General features: G+C 70.7%; 19 protein-coding genes. 5 read left to right on the forward strand and 14 right to left on the reverse strand.

The genetic code is table 11. From position 1 onward, the window contains the following. Positions 1–5 precede the first annotated feature (5 nt). From BM287_RS00380 to BM287_RS00395, 4 genes are all read right to left on the reverse strand, one after another. Complete coding sequence (locus BM287_RS00380; protein WP_090035466.1) at positions 6–662, reverse strand: NUDIX domain-containing protein; 657 nt, start codon at positions 660–662, stop codon at positions 6–8. Between the two features lie 270 nt (positions 663–932). Beyond that, positions 933–1,985 (reverse strand): YihY/virulence factor BrkB family protein, encoded by a 1,053-nt coding sequence (locus BM287_RS00385; protein WP_090035464.1) that lies wholly within the window; start codon positions 1,983–1,985, stop codon positions 933–935. After that, positions 1,975–2,253 carry a hypothetical protein gene (locus BM287_RS00390; protein ID WP_090035463.1) on the reverse strand — a complete coding sequence of 93 codons (279 nt, stop codon included), beginning with the start codon at positions 2,251–2,253 and terminating at the stop codon, positions 1,975–1,977. The genes BM287_RS00385 and BM287_RS00390 overlap by 11 nt, the downstream gene beginning before the upstream one ends. Continuing rightward, complete coding sequence (locus BM287_RS00395) at positions 2,250–2,678, reverse strand: phage holin family protein (protein ID WP_090035461.1); 429 nt, start codon at positions 2,676–2,678, stop codon at positions 2,250–2,252. Before BM287_RS00395 ends, BM287_RS00390 begins: the two co-directional genes overlap by 4 nt. A gap of 87 nt (positions 2,679–2,765) precedes the next feature. Here BM287_RS00395 and BM287_RS00400 point away from each other — a divergent pair, with 87 nt between their 5' ends. From BM287_RS00400 to crcB, 3 genes are read left to right on the forward strand one after another with little or no spacing between them, the layout of a single operon-like run. Then, positions 2,766–3,290, forward strand: coding sequence for a universal stress protein (locus tag BM287_RS00400; protein WP_090035459.1), 525 nt, complete (start codon positions 2,766–2,768; stop codon positions 3,288–3,290). 26 nt (positions 3,291–3,316) lie between these two features. Next, on the forward strand, positions 3,317–3,736 hold the full coding sequence (locus tag BM287_RS00405) for a fluoride efflux transporter FluC (protein ID WP_170857369.1): 420 nt from the start codon (positions 3,317–3,319) through the stop codon (positions 3,734–3,736). After that, on the forward strand, positions 3,733–4,110 hold the full coding sequence (gene crcB / locus BM287_RS00410) for a fluoride efflux transporter CrcB (protein ID WP_090035456.1): 378 nt from the start codon (positions 3,733–3,735) through the stop codon (positions 4,108–4,110). Before BM287_RS00405 ends, crcB begins: the two co-directional genes overlap by 4 nt. 30 nt (positions 4,111–4,140) lie before the next feature. Here crcB and BM287_RS00415 read toward each other — a convergent pair whose 3' ends face one another. Further along, positions 4,141–4,503, reverse strand: coding sequence for a nuclear transport factor 2 family protein (locus tag BM287_RS00415; RefSeq protein ID WP_090035454.1), 363 nt, complete (start codon positions 4,501–4,503; stop codon positions 4,141–4,143). 118 nt (positions 4,504–4,621) lie between these two features. On the opposite strand from BM287_RS00415, the gene BM287_RS00420 reads away from it, so the two are divergent. Continuing rightward, positions 4,622–5,563, forward strand: a complete 942-nt coding sequence (locus BM287_RS00420; protein ID WP_090035453.1) for a hypothetical protein — start codon at positions 4,622–4,624, stop codon at positions 5,561–5,563. Between the two features lie 91 nt (positions 5,564–5,654). Next, positions 5,655–6,974, forward strand: a complete 1,320-nt coding sequence (locus BM287_RS00425) for a hypothetical protein (protein WP_244527791.1) — start codon at positions 5,655–5,657, stop codon at positions 6,972–6,974. Between the two features lie 107 nt (positions 6,975–7,081). Here BM287_RS00425 and BM287_RS00430 read toward each other — a convergent pair whose 3' ends face one another. From BM287_RS00430 to BM287_RS00470, 9 genes are all read right to left on the reverse strand, one after another. Next, positions 7,082–7,333 (reverse strand): ParB family protein, encoded by a 252-nt coding sequence (locus tag BM287_RS00430; protein WP_244527792.1) that lies wholly within the window; start codon positions 7,331–7,333, stop codon positions 7,082–7,084. A 258-nt stretch (positions 7,334–7,591) separates the two neighbouring features. After that, positions 7,592–8,632 (reverse strand): NAD(P)/FAD-dependent oxidoreductase, encoded by a 1,041-nt coding sequence (locus tag BM287_RS00435; protein ID WP_090035449.1) that lies wholly within the window; start codon positions 8,630–8,632, stop codon positions 7,592–7,594. Then, a complete protein-coding gene (locus tag BM287_RS00440; protein WP_090035447.1) occupies positions 8,629–9,153 on the reverse strand; it encodes an isoprenylcysteine carboxyl methyltransferase family protein in 525 nt (174 codons plus the stop codon). The genes BM287_RS00435 and BM287_RS00440 overlap by 4 nt, the downstream gene beginning before the upstream one ends. A gap of 33 nt (positions 9,154–9,186) precedes the next feature. Continuing rightward, entirely contained in the window at positions 9,187–10,302 is a 1,116-nt protein-coding gene (locus tag BM287_RS00445) for a type III polyketide synthase (protein WP_090035446.1), read from the reverse strand. Between the two features lie 97 nt (positions 10,303–10,399). Next, positions 10,400–11,572: a mannitol-1-phosphate 5-dehydrogenase gene (locus tag BM287_RS00450; protein WP_090035444.1), complete on the reverse strand. Its 1,173-nt coding sequence runs from the start codon at positions 11,570–11,572 to the stop codon at positions 10,400–10,402. A gap of 40 nt (positions 11,573–11,612) precedes the next feature. Then, positions 11,613–12,050, reverse strand: coding sequence for a PTS mannitol transporter subunit IIA (locus BM287_RS00455; protein WP_090035442.1), 438 nt, complete (start codon positions 12,048–12,050; stop codon positions 11,613–11,615). After that, positions 12,047–13,660: a PTS mannitol transporter subunit IIBC gene (locus BM287_RS00460; RefSeq protein ID WP_090035440.1), complete on the reverse strand. Its 1,614-nt coding sequence runs from the start codon at positions 13,658–13,660 to the stop codon at positions 12,047–12,049. Before BM287_RS00460 ends, BM287_RS00455 begins: the two co-directional genes overlap by 4 nt. Beyond that, positions 13,657–15,408, reverse strand: coding sequence for a phosphoenolpyruvate--protein phosphotransferase (ptsP, locus tag BM287_RS00465; RefSeq protein WP_170857394.1), 1,752 nt, complete (start codon positions 15,406–15,408; stop codon positions 13,657–13,659). The genes BM287_RS00460 and ptsP overlap by 4 nt, the downstream gene beginning before the upstream one ends. Before the next feature lie 41 nt (positions 15,409–15,449). Continuing rightward, complete coding sequence (locus BM287_RS00470) at positions 15,450–15,722, reverse strand: HPr family phosphocarrier protein (RefSeq protein WP_090035622.1); 273 nt, start codon at positions 15,720–15,722, stop codon at positions 15,450–15,452. Positions 15,723–15,783 lie beyond the last annotated feature (61 nt).

The raw sequence follows: 15,783 nt of genomic DNA on the forward strand, positions 1-15,783 counted from the left end.
GAACATCAGCCGAAGAGGTTGAGCGCGGCCCACTGCACGAGGATGACGGTCTTGCCGTCGGCGATCCGGGCGTCCGCGACCATCCCGAGTGCCTCGTCGTAGGGCACGACGACCGGCTCGATCTCCTCGCCCTCCTCTTCCACGCCGCCGCCGCCGGAGACGTCCTCCGGCGCGTACTCGGCCGCATAGAAGTGGACGCGCTCGGTGACCGACCCCGGACTCATGTACAGGTCGAACAGATGTGTGAGCCCGCCGATCCGCACTCCGAGCTCCTCGGCGGCCTCGCGCCGGATCGCCTCCTCCGGCGAGTCGCCGTCGAGCAGTCCGGCCGCGGATTCGATCAGCATGCCGTCCGGATGCCCGTTGACGTACGCGGGGAACCGGAACTGGCGCGAGAGGAGCAGTGTGCGGCCGACTGGATCGTAGAGGAGCACGGTCGCACCATTGCCCCGGTCGTAGGTCTCGCGCGACTGCGTTGTCCACTCGCCGGTGCGGCCGCGATACCCGAAGGTCGTACGGCGGAGAATGTGCCAGCCGTCCGAGGTCACCTCGACGTCGTGGATGCGCACATCCGGATTGCCGGTCAGATCGCGTCCCGCCCGGTGCAGACCCGTGCGGCCTCGGGTGTCCGGGAGGTCGTGGCCGGGCCGCTCGTCGCTCATGCTCCGAGCCTAGGCCGTGCGCCGATGGCCGTCCTGCCCTCCAGATTCGTGACGAATGTTGCGTTCCAGCCGGCCAGAGTGCACATTCGTGACGAATGTCGCGCTAGGTAGGTGGCTGCACATTCGTGACGAATGTCGCGTTGGGCCGCACCGGAGTGCACATTCGTGACGAATGTCGGGTTTGAGGCGGTGGGAGTGCACATTCGTGACGAATGTCGCTACGGGGCGCAGGCGGCAAGCGGCAAGCGGCAAGACGCAAGCGGTCAGCGGTCAGCGGGCGCGCGTGCGGTAGCGGGCGCGGAGCGTGCGCGCGGCGAGGATGTCGCCGGCCTGCACCTCCTGCGCCTTCAGCAGGCCCTTGTCCGACTTGAGCGGGAGGCGCAGGTCGACGTCCGCATCGATGCCGGCAACGAGCTCTCGCACCCGTTCCACCTCCGAGTCGAGTTCCGCGCCGAGCAGCAGCGCGACGTTCGCGATCCAGATCCACAGCAGGAAGACGATGATGCCGGCGAGCGTGCCGTAGGTGCGGTCGTAGTTGGCGAACGTGCCCACGTAGAGCGCGAACAGGGCGGATGCGACGGCGAGCACCACGATCGCCGCGATCGACCCGGGCGTGAGCCAGCGGAGCCGCGGCTGCTTCACGTTCGGCGTGGCGGCGTACAGGACAGCGAGGAGCAGAACCAGCAGGATCGCGACGATCGGCCAGCGGATCACCGACCACGCCACCTGGAACGCCTGATCGAGTCCGATCAGCCCGCCCAGGAAGGAGAGAACCGGGCCGGACACCACGAGCAGGATGGCCAGCAGCGACACGAGCACCAGCGTGAGGATCGTGACCCCCAACTGCACCGGTCGCAGGACGAGCGCCGACCGTCCCTCCCGGACGCCGTAGACCCGGTTCAGGGCGCGCCCGAACGCGCCGACGTAGCCGGACGCCGACCAGATCGCGCCGATGATCCCGATGGCGAGCGCCCAGCCCGTGGCGGGCGAGGAGGCGAGATGCTGGAGCGGACTCTTCAGCACGTCCGTCATGCCGGGCGCGAGGTCGTCGACCATCCCGAACAGTGCGGCGATGCCGGTCTTGCTCTGCCCGACGAGGCCCAGGATGCTGACCAATGCCAGAAGCGCGGGGAACAGCGAGAGGACGCCGAAGTAGGTCAGGCCCGCCGCGAGGTCGGTCGCCTGGTCGGTGGTGAAGCTGCGCATGGTCCGCTTGAGGATGAAGCCCCACGGCAGCCGGAACCAGGGGAGGCTGCGGCGGTCCTCGATCCGGCGGATCGCTTCCGCCCGGGCGCTGCCCACACCGCCCTGGTCAGCCGGCACGCCCGCGCCTCCGCAGGAGGAGGGCGGCCGCGCCCGCCGCGGCTCCGGTCAGGACGATGAAGACCCCCGTGAAGAAGGCGGGATGCGACCGGATCTGCACGCGCAGGTTGAAGGTGGCGAACAGGTCGTCGAGCGTGGCCGCCAGCTCGTCGCGCGTCACCTCCAGGTCGAGCTTGAGCATGTTGATGCCCGCGCCCCGGGGGAGCGGGGGACGCCCGGCGGGACGTTCACCCGCCCGGCGGACCGAGGGTACCGAGTGCGTCGTCACGGCCGCTTTCCCTTCAACGCCTGGTAGTCCGCGCCGAGCTCGCTGCCGAGGTCGTCGGGCACCGGCGGCATCCCGCGCTTGAGGCTGCGCCAGCCGATCAGGCCGATGACGACGGCGATCACGATGAGGATGGCGGCCACGATGAGCGCGGCCAGCCAGGCGGGGAGGATCAGGGCGAAGCCCAGCACGGCCGCCGTCACCAGCACGCCGAACGCGAAGAACAGGAACAGGAGGGCGCCCGCGAGCAGCCCGGCGCCCATCCCGGCGGCCTTCGCCTTCGCGGCCATCTCGGCCTTGAACAGCGCGAGCTCCGACGCGATCAGCCGGCGCAACTGGGCCACGAGGTCCTTCGCCAGTTGCGGCAGCGGACGCAGTCCTCGGGTGGTGCGGCGCCGCTCCCGCGGCAGCGGTGGCTGGTCGGCCATGAAGCCGGGCTCCCTTCAGACGCTGGTAGGCCGAACGTACCCCGCGCCCGCGCACGAGTGAACCCGCTCATGGTGCACACTAGGGGCATGAACGGGAACGAGATCGCCGGTCGGGGTGGCATCCTCGCGGCCGTGGTCCCCGGGCAGCCGGCCGCTGTCGTCGAGGCGGCCGCACGTCTCGCCGGCGACCTCGGCCTGCCGCTGGTGTGCGCGAACGTCGATCCCGATCGCTACCTGGTCTCGAGCTACGTCGACGGAACGGTCGTCGCGCTCCCCTACGACCCGGACCTGCCCGAAACCGAGGAGGAACGGTTCGATCCCGAGCTCGAGGCGCACATCCAGAGCATCCTGGAGGGGCGCGGCATCCCGTACTCGCTGAAGCAGCTGGCCGGCGACCCCGCCTGGGCCCTGGCGCGGCTGGCCGACGAGCTGGATGTGCGGTACATCGTGGTCGGGACGCGGGACGCCGGGCTGCGCGGCAGCCTGCGGGAGTTCTTCAACGGGTCGGTCGCCGTGCACCTGGCGCACCGCCAGCACCGGCCGGTCGTCGTTGTCCCGCTGAATCCGATGCCGGGAGCGCAGAAGCTCCCGTGGGAAGACCCGCCGGTCTAGTGCCGGCGGTCCGTGGACCGGCGCCTGTGCACCTGCACCCGCGCTCCATCCTGCTCGTGTTCGCGGGCGGCGCCCTCGGGACGTCCGTGCGCTATCTGCTCAGCCTGTCGGTGCCGCCCGTGGGCGGAGTTCCTGTGATCACGCTCCTCCTCAACGTCACCGGCGCCTTCGTGCTCGGATGGCTGCTGCAGTCTCTCGCGCTGCACGGACCCGATGAGGGTGTTCGCCGCGATCTGCGCCTGTTCGCCGGGACGGGCATCCTGGGCGGCTACACGACGTACAGCTCGCTCGCGGTGGACACGGACGGGCTGATCGCCGCGCAGAGCGTCGGCCTGAGCATCCTCTATGCCGTCGCCACCATCGCGATCGGCGCCGCGGCCTCCGTCGCGGGGATCGCGCTTGCCTCCACGATCGCCCGGCGTCGCGCGGAGCGGGGGCGACGATGACGGCGCTGCTGGTCCTCGCCGTCGCCGCGGCCGGGGGCGTGGGCGCCGTCGCGCGGCTCGTTCTCGACGGGCTTCTCCGGGCACGGGTGCGCATCGCGTATCCGCTCGGGACGACCGTCATCAACGTCACCGGGTCCTTCCTGCTGGGTCTGGTCACCGGCCTCGCCCTGGCCCACGGCCTCCCTGCGGAGTGGCGCGCGGTGCTCGGGACCGGTTTCCTCGGCGGCTACACGACGTTCAGCACGGCGAGCTACGAGACGGTCCGGCTGGCGCAGCAGCGACGCTACCGGGCGGCGCTGGTCAACGGCGTCGGGATGCTCGTCCTCGCTCTCGCCGCTGCCGGCCTCGGGCTCTGGCTCGGCGAACTCGGCTGATGCCGAGGCCGGCCGGTCAGGGCCGGCCGGTCAGGGCTGGCCGGGCTCCTGCTCCATCCACCACTCGGTGAACTCCTCGGCCCGCCCGTCGGGGGCCAGCCGGATGATCCACAGATTGCTGTAGATCGGGCCGTCGCGGTAGTCGGTGACGCCCTCCACGAACGAGACGGGGCCGTCCTGTCCGAGCAATCGCCACTCGAAGCTCGCGGCGCCGGGGTCGTCCTGGGCGTCCAGCCAGCCCTCCACGATCTCCTGATGGCCGTCCCACGGCTCGGCGAACGGTTCCGTGCGGTAGCTCGCATCCTCGGTGAACAGGGCGCGGATGTCGTCGGGTTCGTTGCTCTCCCATGCGCGCCGGTAGAGGTCGATCCAGTGGGTGATCGCGTCCGCCATGTCCCCGTTATACGCCCTGGGTGCGAGGCGGCGCCATGATCCCGCGCCAACACCTTTACCGTCTGCTAGACAGGGGAGTACAGTCTGGTTCATCTCGAACGGGTCTGGGGGTGATCGCGTGCTGGAGGCGGCCGACGGGCTGCGGATCAGGTTCACCCCTGCGCGCGTGCTCCTCGGTTCTCTGCTCCTTGGAGCGGGCCTGACCGTCGGCGGCTTGCTGCTGGGAGGCTCTCCCGCGTCCGCAGCAGAGCCGGCACCCCCGCATGGTCCGGTGGGTGCACTCGTGTCCGGCGCGGCCGATTCGGCCGGTCAGGCGGTCGGCGCGGTCACGAGTGCCGCCGCCGCATCGCTCCCCGCGCCCGCCGCCGCTGCCGTCGCCCCTGTTGTCTCCACTGTCGTCGCGCCCGTGACCCAGACCGTCGACCAGGTGGCCGACTCGTCGCCGGTCTCGAGTGCCGTCGATCCGGTGGCCTCCGGCGTCGACGCGGCCGTCGAGCAGCTGCCCGTCGTCGGCGCTGTGCTTCCGCCGGCGCCGGTCACCACGGCGACGCAGCCGGTCAGTGGCATCGTCGACCAGGCGGTGACGGATGTCGTCCGCGCCGTCGGCACGGGTGTCGCGCCGCTGACGCCGATCGCCGTAAGCGGCCCGGGTACCTCTCCCCAGCCGGGCTCCTGCCCGGCCGGCGGTCCGGCCACCGCCGGGGCGACATCGGCAGCGGCTCCGGCGAGTGAGCCGAGTGCTGCGCTGTCGAGTTCTTCCCCGCCCCTCTTCGTTCTCCGCGGCTGGTCCGCGGACCTCGGCGGACCTCTGGGGAGTGGCCCATCGGACCCCGCACCCACTGCTCCGCCCGGCCTGCCCGGCGGTAGCCTGCCCGGCGGTAGCCTGCCGGGCGGATCGGCCGCCGGCGGGAGCGCTTCGGGCGGAGCTGTGCCCGCCGCAGCGGCCACCGTCGACGGCTCCGCTCTGCCTTCATCCGGATGGATGGCGCGTGCCGGCACGTTCGCGGACGATCTTGTCCCGGCCGGTCCGGTCGGCGACCACGACATCAGCCCCGACTGAGCGGGTCCCTGCTGCCCCCCTGTGGCAGCACGCGACCACTGCCCGGCACCCGTGTGCCCGGGCCACGACACTCAGCATGAAGGGCATTCTCATGAATAAGTACGTATCCAGAGGGTTGTGGTTCACCCTCTGCGTCGGCGGCCTCTGGCTCGCCGGCACGGCCGCGGCGAACGCGGCCGAGACCTCCAGCGGCTCCGGCGGAACCCAAGCGGTCGTCGGCGCCACGGCGCCGGTGACGATCTCGGGCAACGCCGTCTCGGTCCTCGGCGACTCGACGAGTTCCGGCTCCACGGCCCAGGCGCCTGCAGCGCCCGCGCCCTCGGTCTCGATCTCGCCCAGCTCGATCGGCGGCCTTCTCGGCGGAACGCAGGCGGCGGCCGACGTGGGCGCCCCGGTGACGGTCTCCGGCAATGAGGTGAGCGTGATCGGGGATGCGGGAAGCGCCGGATCGGCGACCGCCCCCGCCGCCTCGAGCGGCTCCGGCGGCTCCGGAGCGACGGCTGCATCGTCCGGTGCACCCGCCATCCAGGCGCCTGTCGCGGCCGCGGTTCCGGTGACCGCAGGCGGCAACGCTGTGGCGGTTCTCGGGGATGCGTCCTCGACGGGATCGGCGGCGACCGCTCCCAGCGGTGCCGGATCGGGCGCCACCGCATCCACGTCCGGAACGAACGGCGGGCTGCTGCCCGGCGTGCAGGCTCCGGTGGATGCTGCAGTGCCGGTGACGGCGGGCGGTAACGCGGTCTCGGTGCTGGGGGATGCGTCCTCGAGCGGTTCCACCTCCGGGGGCTCGGCTGCCGGCACCGGCAGCACGGCGACGTCCGGTTCCAGCGGCGGGCTGCTGCCCGGTGTGCAGGCTCCGGTGGATGCTGCAGCGCCGGTGACGGCGGGTGGTAATGCGGTCTCGGTGCTGGGAGATGCGTCCTCCAGCGGATCGATCCCGAGTGCTCCTGTTACCGGTGGAGCGACGGCGGGCGGCACGACCGGTAGTACGACCGGTGGTGGCCTGCTGGGCGGTGGCGGACTGCTCGGTGGTGGTCTGCTGGGCGGTGGCGGACTGCCGATCGGATTCGGTGTCCCCGTGGCGATCGGCGGAAACGCCCTCGGTCTCGTCGGTGCGAGCACCGGCGACACGTCGACCCCGACCACGCCGACGCCTCCCGGGCCCCCGATCACCCCGGTCGTGGGTGACCGCGAAACGACGGCGGCATCCGTGGGTGGCCCGGGAACGACCGTGGCTTCCGTGGGCGGCGCCGTAGCGCTCGGCGCGAGTAGTGGGAGCCTCGCGGCGACCCTCGCCTCGACAGGCTCCGACAACCTGGGGGTCGGCGCGCTCGGCGCTCTCCTTGCCCTCCTCGGAGTGCTTGCGGTCTTCGCCTCGGCCAACCGGGAGCGTCGCCACCACACGCGCTGATCGGATCGTCGTTCGCTCGGTGCGCGCCTCGACTTCCCGGCACATCGGCTCCCCAGCGCCGGTGTGCCGGGAATCCGGCGTGGGCGGGCCGGCGGGACCGACGTCGGTCAGAAGCCGATCGGCCGGCCGGGCGTGAGTGGTTTGTCGTTCCCGACGAATACCTGGCCGTTGTTGTACTCGGCCTCGCGCCGCTCGACTTCGGCCAGCAGCGCCTTGTTCAGCATCTCGGACCAACTGGTGTCGCGTTCGCCGAACGATGTCTGGCGGTAGGCGGCGCGCGCTCGGTTCCGCATGGCATCCGTGATGTAGAAGGTGACCGTCGTGCGCTTCTTGGGTGGCGTGCGCTTGGGTTCGGCCACAGCGCCAGTGGCGGACACCCGGAACTCCGCGGAGTTCTCGGAGTCTGGTGTGTCGTCCGCAGCTGCGGCGGTGGATCGCTCCATGTCTCCCCTTTAGGCATATTCGATTGTGATCTTCGATTCCATATACTAATCGGTCGATCCGGGGCAGGGCCATTGTCCACAGCGTCTAAGCATGCTTTATATGCCCTAATCACGAATGATCAAGGCATAAAAGAAACAGCGCCGACGAGAGATTCCTTGGGCGACGGGGAGCCGTCAGCTCGAGAGTCGCTCCACGATCGACCCGAACAGGTCGGGGCGCCGGGCGGCGGTCGGGACGATCCGTGGCCGGAAGCGGGAGCGCGACGCCAGCACGAGGGCGGACGTCAGCAGACGGAAGTCACGCGTCGTGATGCGCCATGCCCGCTCGTACTGTTCCGTGCTGCCGGCGCGCACCGCGGCGATGGCGGCACGGGCCTGGGCGAAGCCGACGCGCATCCCTTCGCCGGTGAGCGCGTCCACGTAACCGGAGGCGTCGCCGGCGAGGAGGACCCGGCCGGAGGAGCGCGACCGTGCTCGCTGCAGCAGCGGTCCCGCCCCGCGCGGCTCGGTCACCGCCGCCGCGCCCTCGAGGCGGGCTGCGAGCTCCGGGATGCCGGCGACCACCTCATCCACATCGAGGGGACGCCCGCCGAGTACGGCGACACCCACCAGGCGCTCCGCGACCGGGGTCACGTAGGCCTCCGCTCCGTGCGACCAGTGCACCTCCACGAGCGACGACCACGGCTCGACGGCGAAGTGCTTGCGCAGTCCGAATCGCCGGCGTGTCCCGGACTGCGGCCGTCCGTCGAGACCCAGCATCCGCCGCACAGGGGAGTGCAGGCCGTCGGCGGCGATCACCCACGGCGCCAGGAGCGTCCCTCCGCTGCTCAGGCTCAGCTCCACCGCGTCCCCGCTCTGCGAGATGCCGGCGACTTTGGCCGGGATGCGTTCCGCGCCGAGCTCCTCAGCGCGCTCGGCGAGCGCCTGGTGCAGGACCGTCCGCCGAACGCCGCGTCCCGGCCGGTCGGCGAAGAAGTGCTCGACGCGCGCGTCACGGTCGAGGTAGGCGATGCCGTCCAGCCGGCGCCCGGGCGGATCGACGCCGATCCGGTGCAGGGCGGCCAGCGAGCCCGGCATCAGGCCTTCGCCGCACGCCTTGTCGATTGGACCGGCACGGGGCTCGATCAGCGTCACCTCCAGGCCGTTCATGCGGGCCTCGATCGCGCAGGCGAGACCGATGGGACCGCCCCCGACCACGACCAGCTGTGGGCTCATGCCCGTTCCGGTGCCAGGACCGTCGCGAGAGCCTGGTTCTCGCAGCGGATGCGGACGGCGAGCAGCCACGCGTTGAGGACCGAGAACGCCAGTGCGGTGATCCACGCCGTGTGCACGAGCGGGAGCGCGAAGCCTTCGACGACGACGGCGACGTAATTGGGATGTGTGAACCAGCGGTACGGTCCGCGCGCTACCAGGGGCAGATCGCGGACGACGATCACCCGGGTGTTCCAGCGCGGCCCGAGCGTCGCGATGCACCACCAGCGCAGGGCCTGGCTCGCCAGCACCAGGGCGAGCATCGGCCAGCCGAGCCAGGGCAGGAAGGGGCGGTCCGCGAACCACACCTCGGCGAGGCAGGCGAGCAGCAAGGAGGTGTGCAGCGCCACCATCGGGGGGAAGTGGCCGCGGCCGAACTCGACCCCGCCTCGGGCGAACGACCATCGCGCGTTGTGGGCCGAGACGACGAGCTCGGCGATCCGCTCCGCCCCCGTCGCGAGCACGAGGAGGCCGTACCAGATCATCTGAGCGTCCCGATCGTGGTCATACTGCCCAGGCTACGCAGCCGGCTCGATCATCGACGCCGGGAGCGGCGCGCGGCGCGCGCGGCCATCCGCCCAGCGCAGCAGTACCAGCTCGCTCGTGACACCGGGCCCGAGCGCGAACAGCAACCCGATGGTGCCGGCGGGGTGCGCATCCAGTTGCTCGGCCAGCACGTGCAGCACGGCAGCCGACGAGAGGTTGCCCACAGCGGCGAGCGACCGCCAGCTGGCGTCGAGGGCACCGTCGGGCAGGTCGAGCGCCTCGGCGAACGCCTCCAGCACTTTCGGGCCGCCGGGATGCGCTGCCCAGGCGCCCACATCGGACACCTCCAGGTCGTGCGCGGCGAGGATGCCGCGCGCATCCCCAGCGAAGTTCCGTTCGATCACCTCGGGTACGCCGGCGCTGAGCACGATGCGGAAGCCGGTGCCCCCGATGTCCCAGCCGATGACATCGGCGGTGTCGGGGTAGATGCGGCTGCGCGAGTCGACCACATCCGGACCGGCGAGTCCGAGCCGCTCCGCGCGGGCATCGCCCACCATGACGACGGCCGCTGCGCCATCGCCGAAGAGCCCGCTCGCCACGATGTTCGCCATCGAGTCGTCGCGCGCTTGCACGGTCAGCGAGCACAGTTCCACCGAGAGCAGCACCGCGACCTCGTCCGGATGCCCGGCGAGGTAGTCGTTGACGCGTGCGATGCCGGCCGCGCCCGCGACGCATCCCAGGCCGAAGCTGGGGAGGCGCTTGACGTCGGGCCGCAATCCGAGGCGGGCGACCAGCTGGGCGTCGATCGAGGGGGCCGCGATCCCGGTCACGGAGGTGAAGAGCAGGAAGTCGACGTCGGCCGGAGCCAGGCCCGCCGAGTCCAGCGCAGCCGTCACGGCTCGCTCGGCGAGGGAGGTGCCCTCGGCGATGAAGAAGTCGTTCGACTCCCGGAACGACGCCAGCGAACTGTACCGTTCGAGCGGCATCACGAGGCTGCGCGTCTGCACGCCCGATGCCGCGTGGATGCGGCGCATCACCTGCTGCCGCGCCGGATCCGAGGTGATCATCGCGAGCAGCGCCGCGGTGATCTCCCCCTGGCTGTAACTCCGGGCGGGGAGCACCGGGGCCACCGACACGATTCGGCTCACATGCGAAACGTACCACCCGCTTCCCGGAGCGCTCACGGCTTTCCGCCTCTGCTGCCGCCTCCTCCGTCGATCCCGCCGGAGGCGGTGTGTCAGCGGGTCAGTCGAGGAAGCGATGGTGGAGGCGCTGGACCTCGGAGACGGCCTGCGCGAGGGGGTCGTAGAGGGGCTCGCCGGAGGTCACGCCCATCACTTCTTCCACGATGGCGGGGGCCTCCGCTTCGTCCAGGATGCGCTGCAGCTCGAGGCTCTGGGTGTCCTCCGGCACGTCGAAGCGGAGGGCGGCGGTCACGGCGGCGATCAGGGCGGCCGGGACACCCCCGACGTACTGCGCGTAGTCCGCGGCAGGACCGATGAAGCGGTCGTTGCGTCCCAGCTTCCTGAGTGGCTCGCGGCCGACGCGGGTCACCTCGTCCACCAGGTACGGATTGGTGAACCGGCCCAGGATCTTCGCCCGGTAGGCGGCGAGCTCCTCCTCCGGCAGGCCGTGCTTCGCCGACAGCGCCGCCGACGTCTCCCGAAGCGCGGCCTCGGCGGCCTCGCGCACCGCAGGGATACCGATCGCCTCGCTGATCGTCGTCGCGCCCTCCAGGAACCCCGTGTAAGCGACCGTCGCGTGCCCGGTGTTCACGGTGAACAGCTTGCGCTCGATGTACGGCCCGAGCGCATCCACGAAATGGGCGCCGGGGATGCGGGGCTCCCGCCCCTCGAACGGCGTGCGGTCGACGACCCACTCGAAGAACGTCTCGACCGTCACATCCACTCCGGCGCCCGGCGCCTGGGCGGGCACGATGCGGTCGACCGCCGTGTTGGCGAACACGGCGCGGGCGGCCAGTCTCTCGCGGGTCTCGTCGTCCGGCAGCCCGTCCATCAGCTCGGCCGCCAGAAGGTCGGAGGCGCCGATCGCGTTCTCGCACGCCATCACCGCGAGGCGCGGAGCGCCGTCCGCACGTGCGGCCAGGCCGCGGGCGATGACCGGCGCCACGAAGCGCAGGATGCGCGGGCCGACCGCGGTCGTCACCACATCCGCCGTGGCGATCTCGGCGACCAGCGCATCCTCGTCGGTCGCGCTGTTGATCGCGCGGAAACCGGTGACCGTCGTCGTCTGCGACTCCTCTCCGACCAGGTGCACCCGGTAGGACTCCGCGGCCGCGAGCGCATCGATCAGCTCCGCGTTGACGTCGGCGAACACGACCTCGTAGCCGGCTTCGTGGAGCAGGAGCCCCACGAAGCCGCGCCCGATGTTGCCCGCGCCGAAGTGGACCGCCTTCACGCTACTGCCCTCATCCGACTGCTCCTCATCGTGATCCCGCCTACTCGTTGACGTCGCCGAGGAGGGCGAACAGCGCATCCGCGTCCGGGGCGTCGATCAGCTTCTGGACATCGTCCTCCTCGGAGAAGAGGATGGCGATCTTCGACAGGATCTCCAGGTGCTCGTTGTTCTGCCCGGCGATCCCGACGACGAACCGCACCTCCTCGCCGCCCCAGTCGAGCGGCGAGGAGTAGCGGATGAAGGACAGGGCCGACCGCTTGATCTCGTCCTTGGACTCGTTGGTGCCGTGCGGGATGGCCAGGCCGTTCCCCATGAACGTCGAGACGGTGTTCTCGCGCTCCTGCATCGAGTCGACGTAGGCCGGATCGACGGCGCCCGCCCCGACGAGCAGCTCACCCGCCTCCCGGATCGCGTCCTCCCGCGTGGCCGCGGAGCCCGCGGCCACGACGTTCGCCCGGTCGAGAATGGTGTCGGTCATTTCGTGGCGTCCTCCGTGATCTTCTGCTGGCTGGCGACGAGCTCGACGACCTCGTCGTACTTCGGGCTGTTCATGAAGTTGTCGACCGACACGTGGACCGAGTCGGGCGACTGGCCCTTGGCGCGGTCGGTGAGCTCACGTTGCGTGATGACGAGGTCGGCGGTGCCGTCGAGGTTGCTGATGGCCTGGTTGGTCACCGTCACCCCATCGACTCCGGCCTTCTTGAACTTGTTCCGCAGCACCGAGGCGCCCATCGCGCTCGATCCCATCCCAGCGTCGCATGCGAACACGATGTTCTGCACCAGTCGTGTCGTGGCGTCGCCCTGGGCATCGCCTGCGTCATGCTCGCCCTCCCGGACGAGACCGCCCAGGACCGACGACTGCTTGCCCTTGTTGGCCTCGGTCTGCGCGACCGCCACAGAGAGGTCTCCGGCGTTGCCTGCGGCGATATCGCGCTTGCGACTGGCGCGCAGGATGATCGACGCGACGATGAACGACACGGCGGCGGCGAGGACGACCGAGAGCGTCACCCCGACGATGCTGTCCGCGGGCGATTGAACCAGCACGGCGATGATCGATCCGGGGGAAGCGGGAGCGCGCAGCCCCGAGCCGAACGCGACGTTGGTGGCGATGCCGGTCATACCGCCGAGGATCGCGGCGATGATGATGGTCGGCTTCATGAGCACGTACGGGAAGTAGATCTCGTGGATGCCGCCGACGAACTGGATGAGGGCCGCACCCGGTGCGCTCGCGCGGGCGATCCCGAGACCGAAGACGGAGTAGGCGATCAGGATGCCGAAGCCGGGGCCGGGGTTGGCCTCGAGAAGGAAGAGGATCGACTTGCCGGTCTGCTGCGCCTGCTCGACACCGAGAGGGGTCAGCACACCGTGGTTGATGGCGTTGTTGAGGAACAGCACCTTGCCCGGCTCGATCAGGATGCTGGCGAGCGGCAGCAGATGCGCCGAGACGAGCCAGTTGACTGCGCCGCCGAGCACCGAGCTCAGCCACTCGACGAGTGGTGCGATGCCGAAGAACGCGCCGATCGAGAGCAGCATGCCGACGATGCCGGCGGAGAAGTTGTTGACCAGCATCTCGAAGCCGGCCTTGATCTTGCCGTCCCAGAGCTGGTCGATCTTCTTCATGACCCAGGCGCCGAGGGGTCCGAGGATCATCGCTCCGATGAACATCGGGATGGTCGAGCCGACGATCACACCCATGGTCGCGATGGTGCCGACGACACCACCGCGGACGCCGTAGACCATGCGCCCACCGGTGTTGGCGATGAGCAGCGGAAGCAGATAGGTGATCATCGGGCCGACAAGCCCGACGTACTGCTGGAACGTGTGGCCGCTCGGGTCCTGGGCGAGTACGGTAGCCGCACCCTGCCATCCGATCTTCGCCTGGTCGCCGAAGCCGCCGAGGATGGGACTGATGGCCCAATCGGTGTGCTGCAGCCAGCCGGTCGCGATGAACAGGGCGGTGATGAATCCCCAGGCGATGAACGCGGGGATATTGGGCATCACCATATTGGAGAGGAACGTGCCGAAGCGCTGCACGTGGACGCGCGTTCCGCCCGGCTTCTTCGCCGACTCCAGTGTCGCCGATGTCATTGTGTTTCCTCGTTTCTATCGGCCTGTGCCGATGCGTCGGGGTTTCTTGGGGAGGTGAACCGTTCGGCGGCCGCACGGACCGCGTCCCGGGCTTCGGCCGCGCCATCGGCGGCCAGGGCGGTCCCGGCCAGCGAACGCGCCTGGCCGAGGGTGTAGCGCTTGAGGGACAGCCGCACGTCGGCGAGTGCCGCCGGCGACATGGAGAGGGTGGTCGCGCCGAGTCCGACGAGCACCACGGCCAGCAGCGGGTCCGCTGCCGCCTCGCCGCAGATGCCGACCGGCTTCCCGCGCGCGACCCCCGCAGCCCCGACCTCGCCGATGAGGCGGAGGACGGCGGGATGCCAGGGATCCTGGAACCCGGCGACGGAGCCGAGCAGACGGTCGGCCGCGAGCGTGTACTGCGTGAGGTCGTTGGTGCCGATCGAGGCGAAGTCCGCGACCTGCAGCACCCGGTCGGCGAGGAGCGCGGCCGACGGCACCTCCACCATGACGCCGACGGTCTTCAGCCCGTACTCGCGCCCGAGCTCGGTGAAGTAGCGCGTCTCCTCGATAGTGGAGACCATCGGAGCCATCACCCAGAGGTCGGCGTCGGTCTGCGCGTCGGCTTCGGCGAGGGCGGTCAGCTGCTCGCGGAGGATGTCCTCGTTCGCGCGCAGCGAGCGGAGGCCCCGGAGGCCGAGCGCCGGGTTGTCCTCGTGGGCGTCGTTGAGGAACTCGAGGGGCTTGTCCGCGCCGGCGTCGAGCACGCGCACGACGACCTTCCTGCCGCCACCGAACGCGCTCAGCAGCTTCACGTACTGCTCCCGCTGCTGCTCGACCGTCGGGGCCAGCCGCTGGTCGAGGAAGAGGAACTCGGTCCGGAACAGCCCGACCCCCTCCGCGCCCAGCGCCACGGCCTCCTGCGCCCCATCGGCGGAGCCGAGGTTGGCGAGCAGCGGGATGGCGGTTCCATCCGCCAATGCGCCCGGCTCGAGGGCTCCGGCGAGGGCGGCGGCGCGTTCCGCGATGCGGTGCTCCGCGTCGGCGCGCTCGGCTGCAGTCGGGGAGACGGTGACGGTGCCGGCCGCAGCATCCACGATGACCTCCTCGCCGTCGGCCAGACGGTCAGCACCGGCGGCGCCGACGATCGCGACGATCGACTTCTCACGGGCGAGGATCGCCGTGTGCGAGGTCGGACCGCCCTCGGTCGTGACCAGCCCGAGGACCTTGGTCAGGTCGAGGAGGGCCGTGTCGGCCGGCGCGAGGTCGTGAGCGACCAGGACGAACGGCCGGTCGGACTGCGGGACGCCGGGGGCCGGCTTGTCTTCGAGGGCGGCGACGACGCGCTGCGAGACGTCGTCCAGGTCGCCCGCGCGCTCGCCCATGTAGCCGCCCAGGTCCTTCAGCATGTCGCGGAACACCGCGAAGCCTTCGAAGACCGCACGCTCGGCGGTCTTGCCGCCGTCGATGCGGGAGGCGACATCGTCGGCGAGGGTGGAGTCCTCGGCCATCATCGACTGCGCCTCGAGCACGTCCGCCGCTGTGCCGTCGACGGTGGATGCGCGCAGGCGCAGGTCCGCGGCGACCGCGGCCACCGCATCCCGGACCCGGGCCTTCTCCTCGTCGGGGGTGCGTTCGCTGTGCTCGTCCCTCGGCTCGGGCAGCGGGGCCGACATGCGCAGGACAGGCCCCACGGCGACGCCCTGGCCGATGCCGGCGCCGGTCAGTACGGCGCTCGTGCTGTGCTCGTTCATGGTGTGCTCGCTCATGGTGTGCTCGCTCATGGTGTGCTCGCTCGTGCTCTGCTCGCTCATGCGCGGGCGTCGTGGTCCGTTGCGAGGATCTCGGCCAGGTCGTCCAGCACCGCCTCGCCGTTGTGCGCGTCGGTGGTGAGCACGATCTTGTCGCCGTGGTCGATGCCCAGGGAGATCACCCCGAGGATGCTGCCGGCGTCGACCGTCCTGCCGCCCTCCTTGGTCAGCTTCACGGCCGCGCCGGAGCCGTTCACGGCCTCGACGAAGAGCTTCGCGGGACGGGCGTGCAATCCGTGCGTCGATCCGACGGTGATGATCCGTTCAGCCATGGTTCCGATCTCCTTCGTTCCGTGCGGGCCGGTGCCGGCCGCCGCCATGTGTTCGATGGCA

This window comes from Leifsonia sp. CL147 (genome assembly GCF_900114565.1).
GTDB lineage: Bacteria > Actinomycetota > Actinomycetes > Actinomycetales > Microbacteriaceae > Leifsonia.

Bases quoted from the DNA above. Each gene is read 5' to 3' on its own strand.
- BM287_RS00415 (WP_090035454.1), bottom strand. From the start codon at position 4,503: ATGGCGGACGCGATCACCCACTGGATCGACCTCTACCGGCGCGCATGG.
- ptsP (WP_170857394.1), bottom strand. From the start codon at position 15,408: ATGAGCGAGCACACCATGAACGAGCACAGCACGAGCGCCGTACTGACC.
- BM287_RS00455 (WP_090035442.1), bottom strand. From the start codon at position 12,050: ATGACCGACACCATTCTCGACCGGGCGAACGTCGTGGCCGCGGGCTCC.
- BM287_RS00440 (WP_090035447.1), bottom strand. From the start codon at position 9,153: ATGATCTGGTACGGCCTCCTCGTGCTCGCGACGGGGGCGGAGCGGATC.
- BM287_RS00400 (WP_090035459.1), top strand. From the start codon at position 2,766: ATGAACGGGAACGAGATCGCCGGTCGGGGTGGCATCCTCGCGGCCGTG.
- BM287_RS00460 (WP_090035440.1), bottom strand. From the start codon at position 13,660: ATGACATCGGCGACACTGGAGTCGGCGAAGAAGCCGGGCGGAACGCGC.
- BM287_RS00470 (WP_090035622.1), bottom strand. From the start codon at position 15,722: ATGGCTGAACGGATCATCACCGTCGGATCGACGCACGGATTGCACGCC.
- BM287_RS00425 (WP_244527791.1), top strand. From the start codon at position 5,655: ATGAATAAGTACGTATCCAGAGGGTTGTGGTTCACCCTCTGCGTCGGC.
- BM287_RS00380 (WP_090035466.1), bottom strand. From the start codon at position 662: ATGAGCGACGAGCGGCCCGGCCACGACCTCCCGGACACCCGAGGCCGC.
- BM287_RS00395 (WP_090035461.1), bottom strand. From the start codon at position 2,678: ATGGCCGACCAGCCACCGCTGCCGCGGGAGCGGCGCCGCACCACCCGA.
- BM287_RS00435 (WP_090035449.1), bottom strand. From the start codon at position 8,632: ATGAGCCCACAGCTGGTCGTGGTCGGGGGCGGTCCCATCGGTCTCGCC.
- crcB (WP_090035456.1), top strand. From the start codon at position 3,733: ATGACGGCGCTGCTGGTCCTCGCCGTCGCCGCGGCCGGGGGCGTGGGC.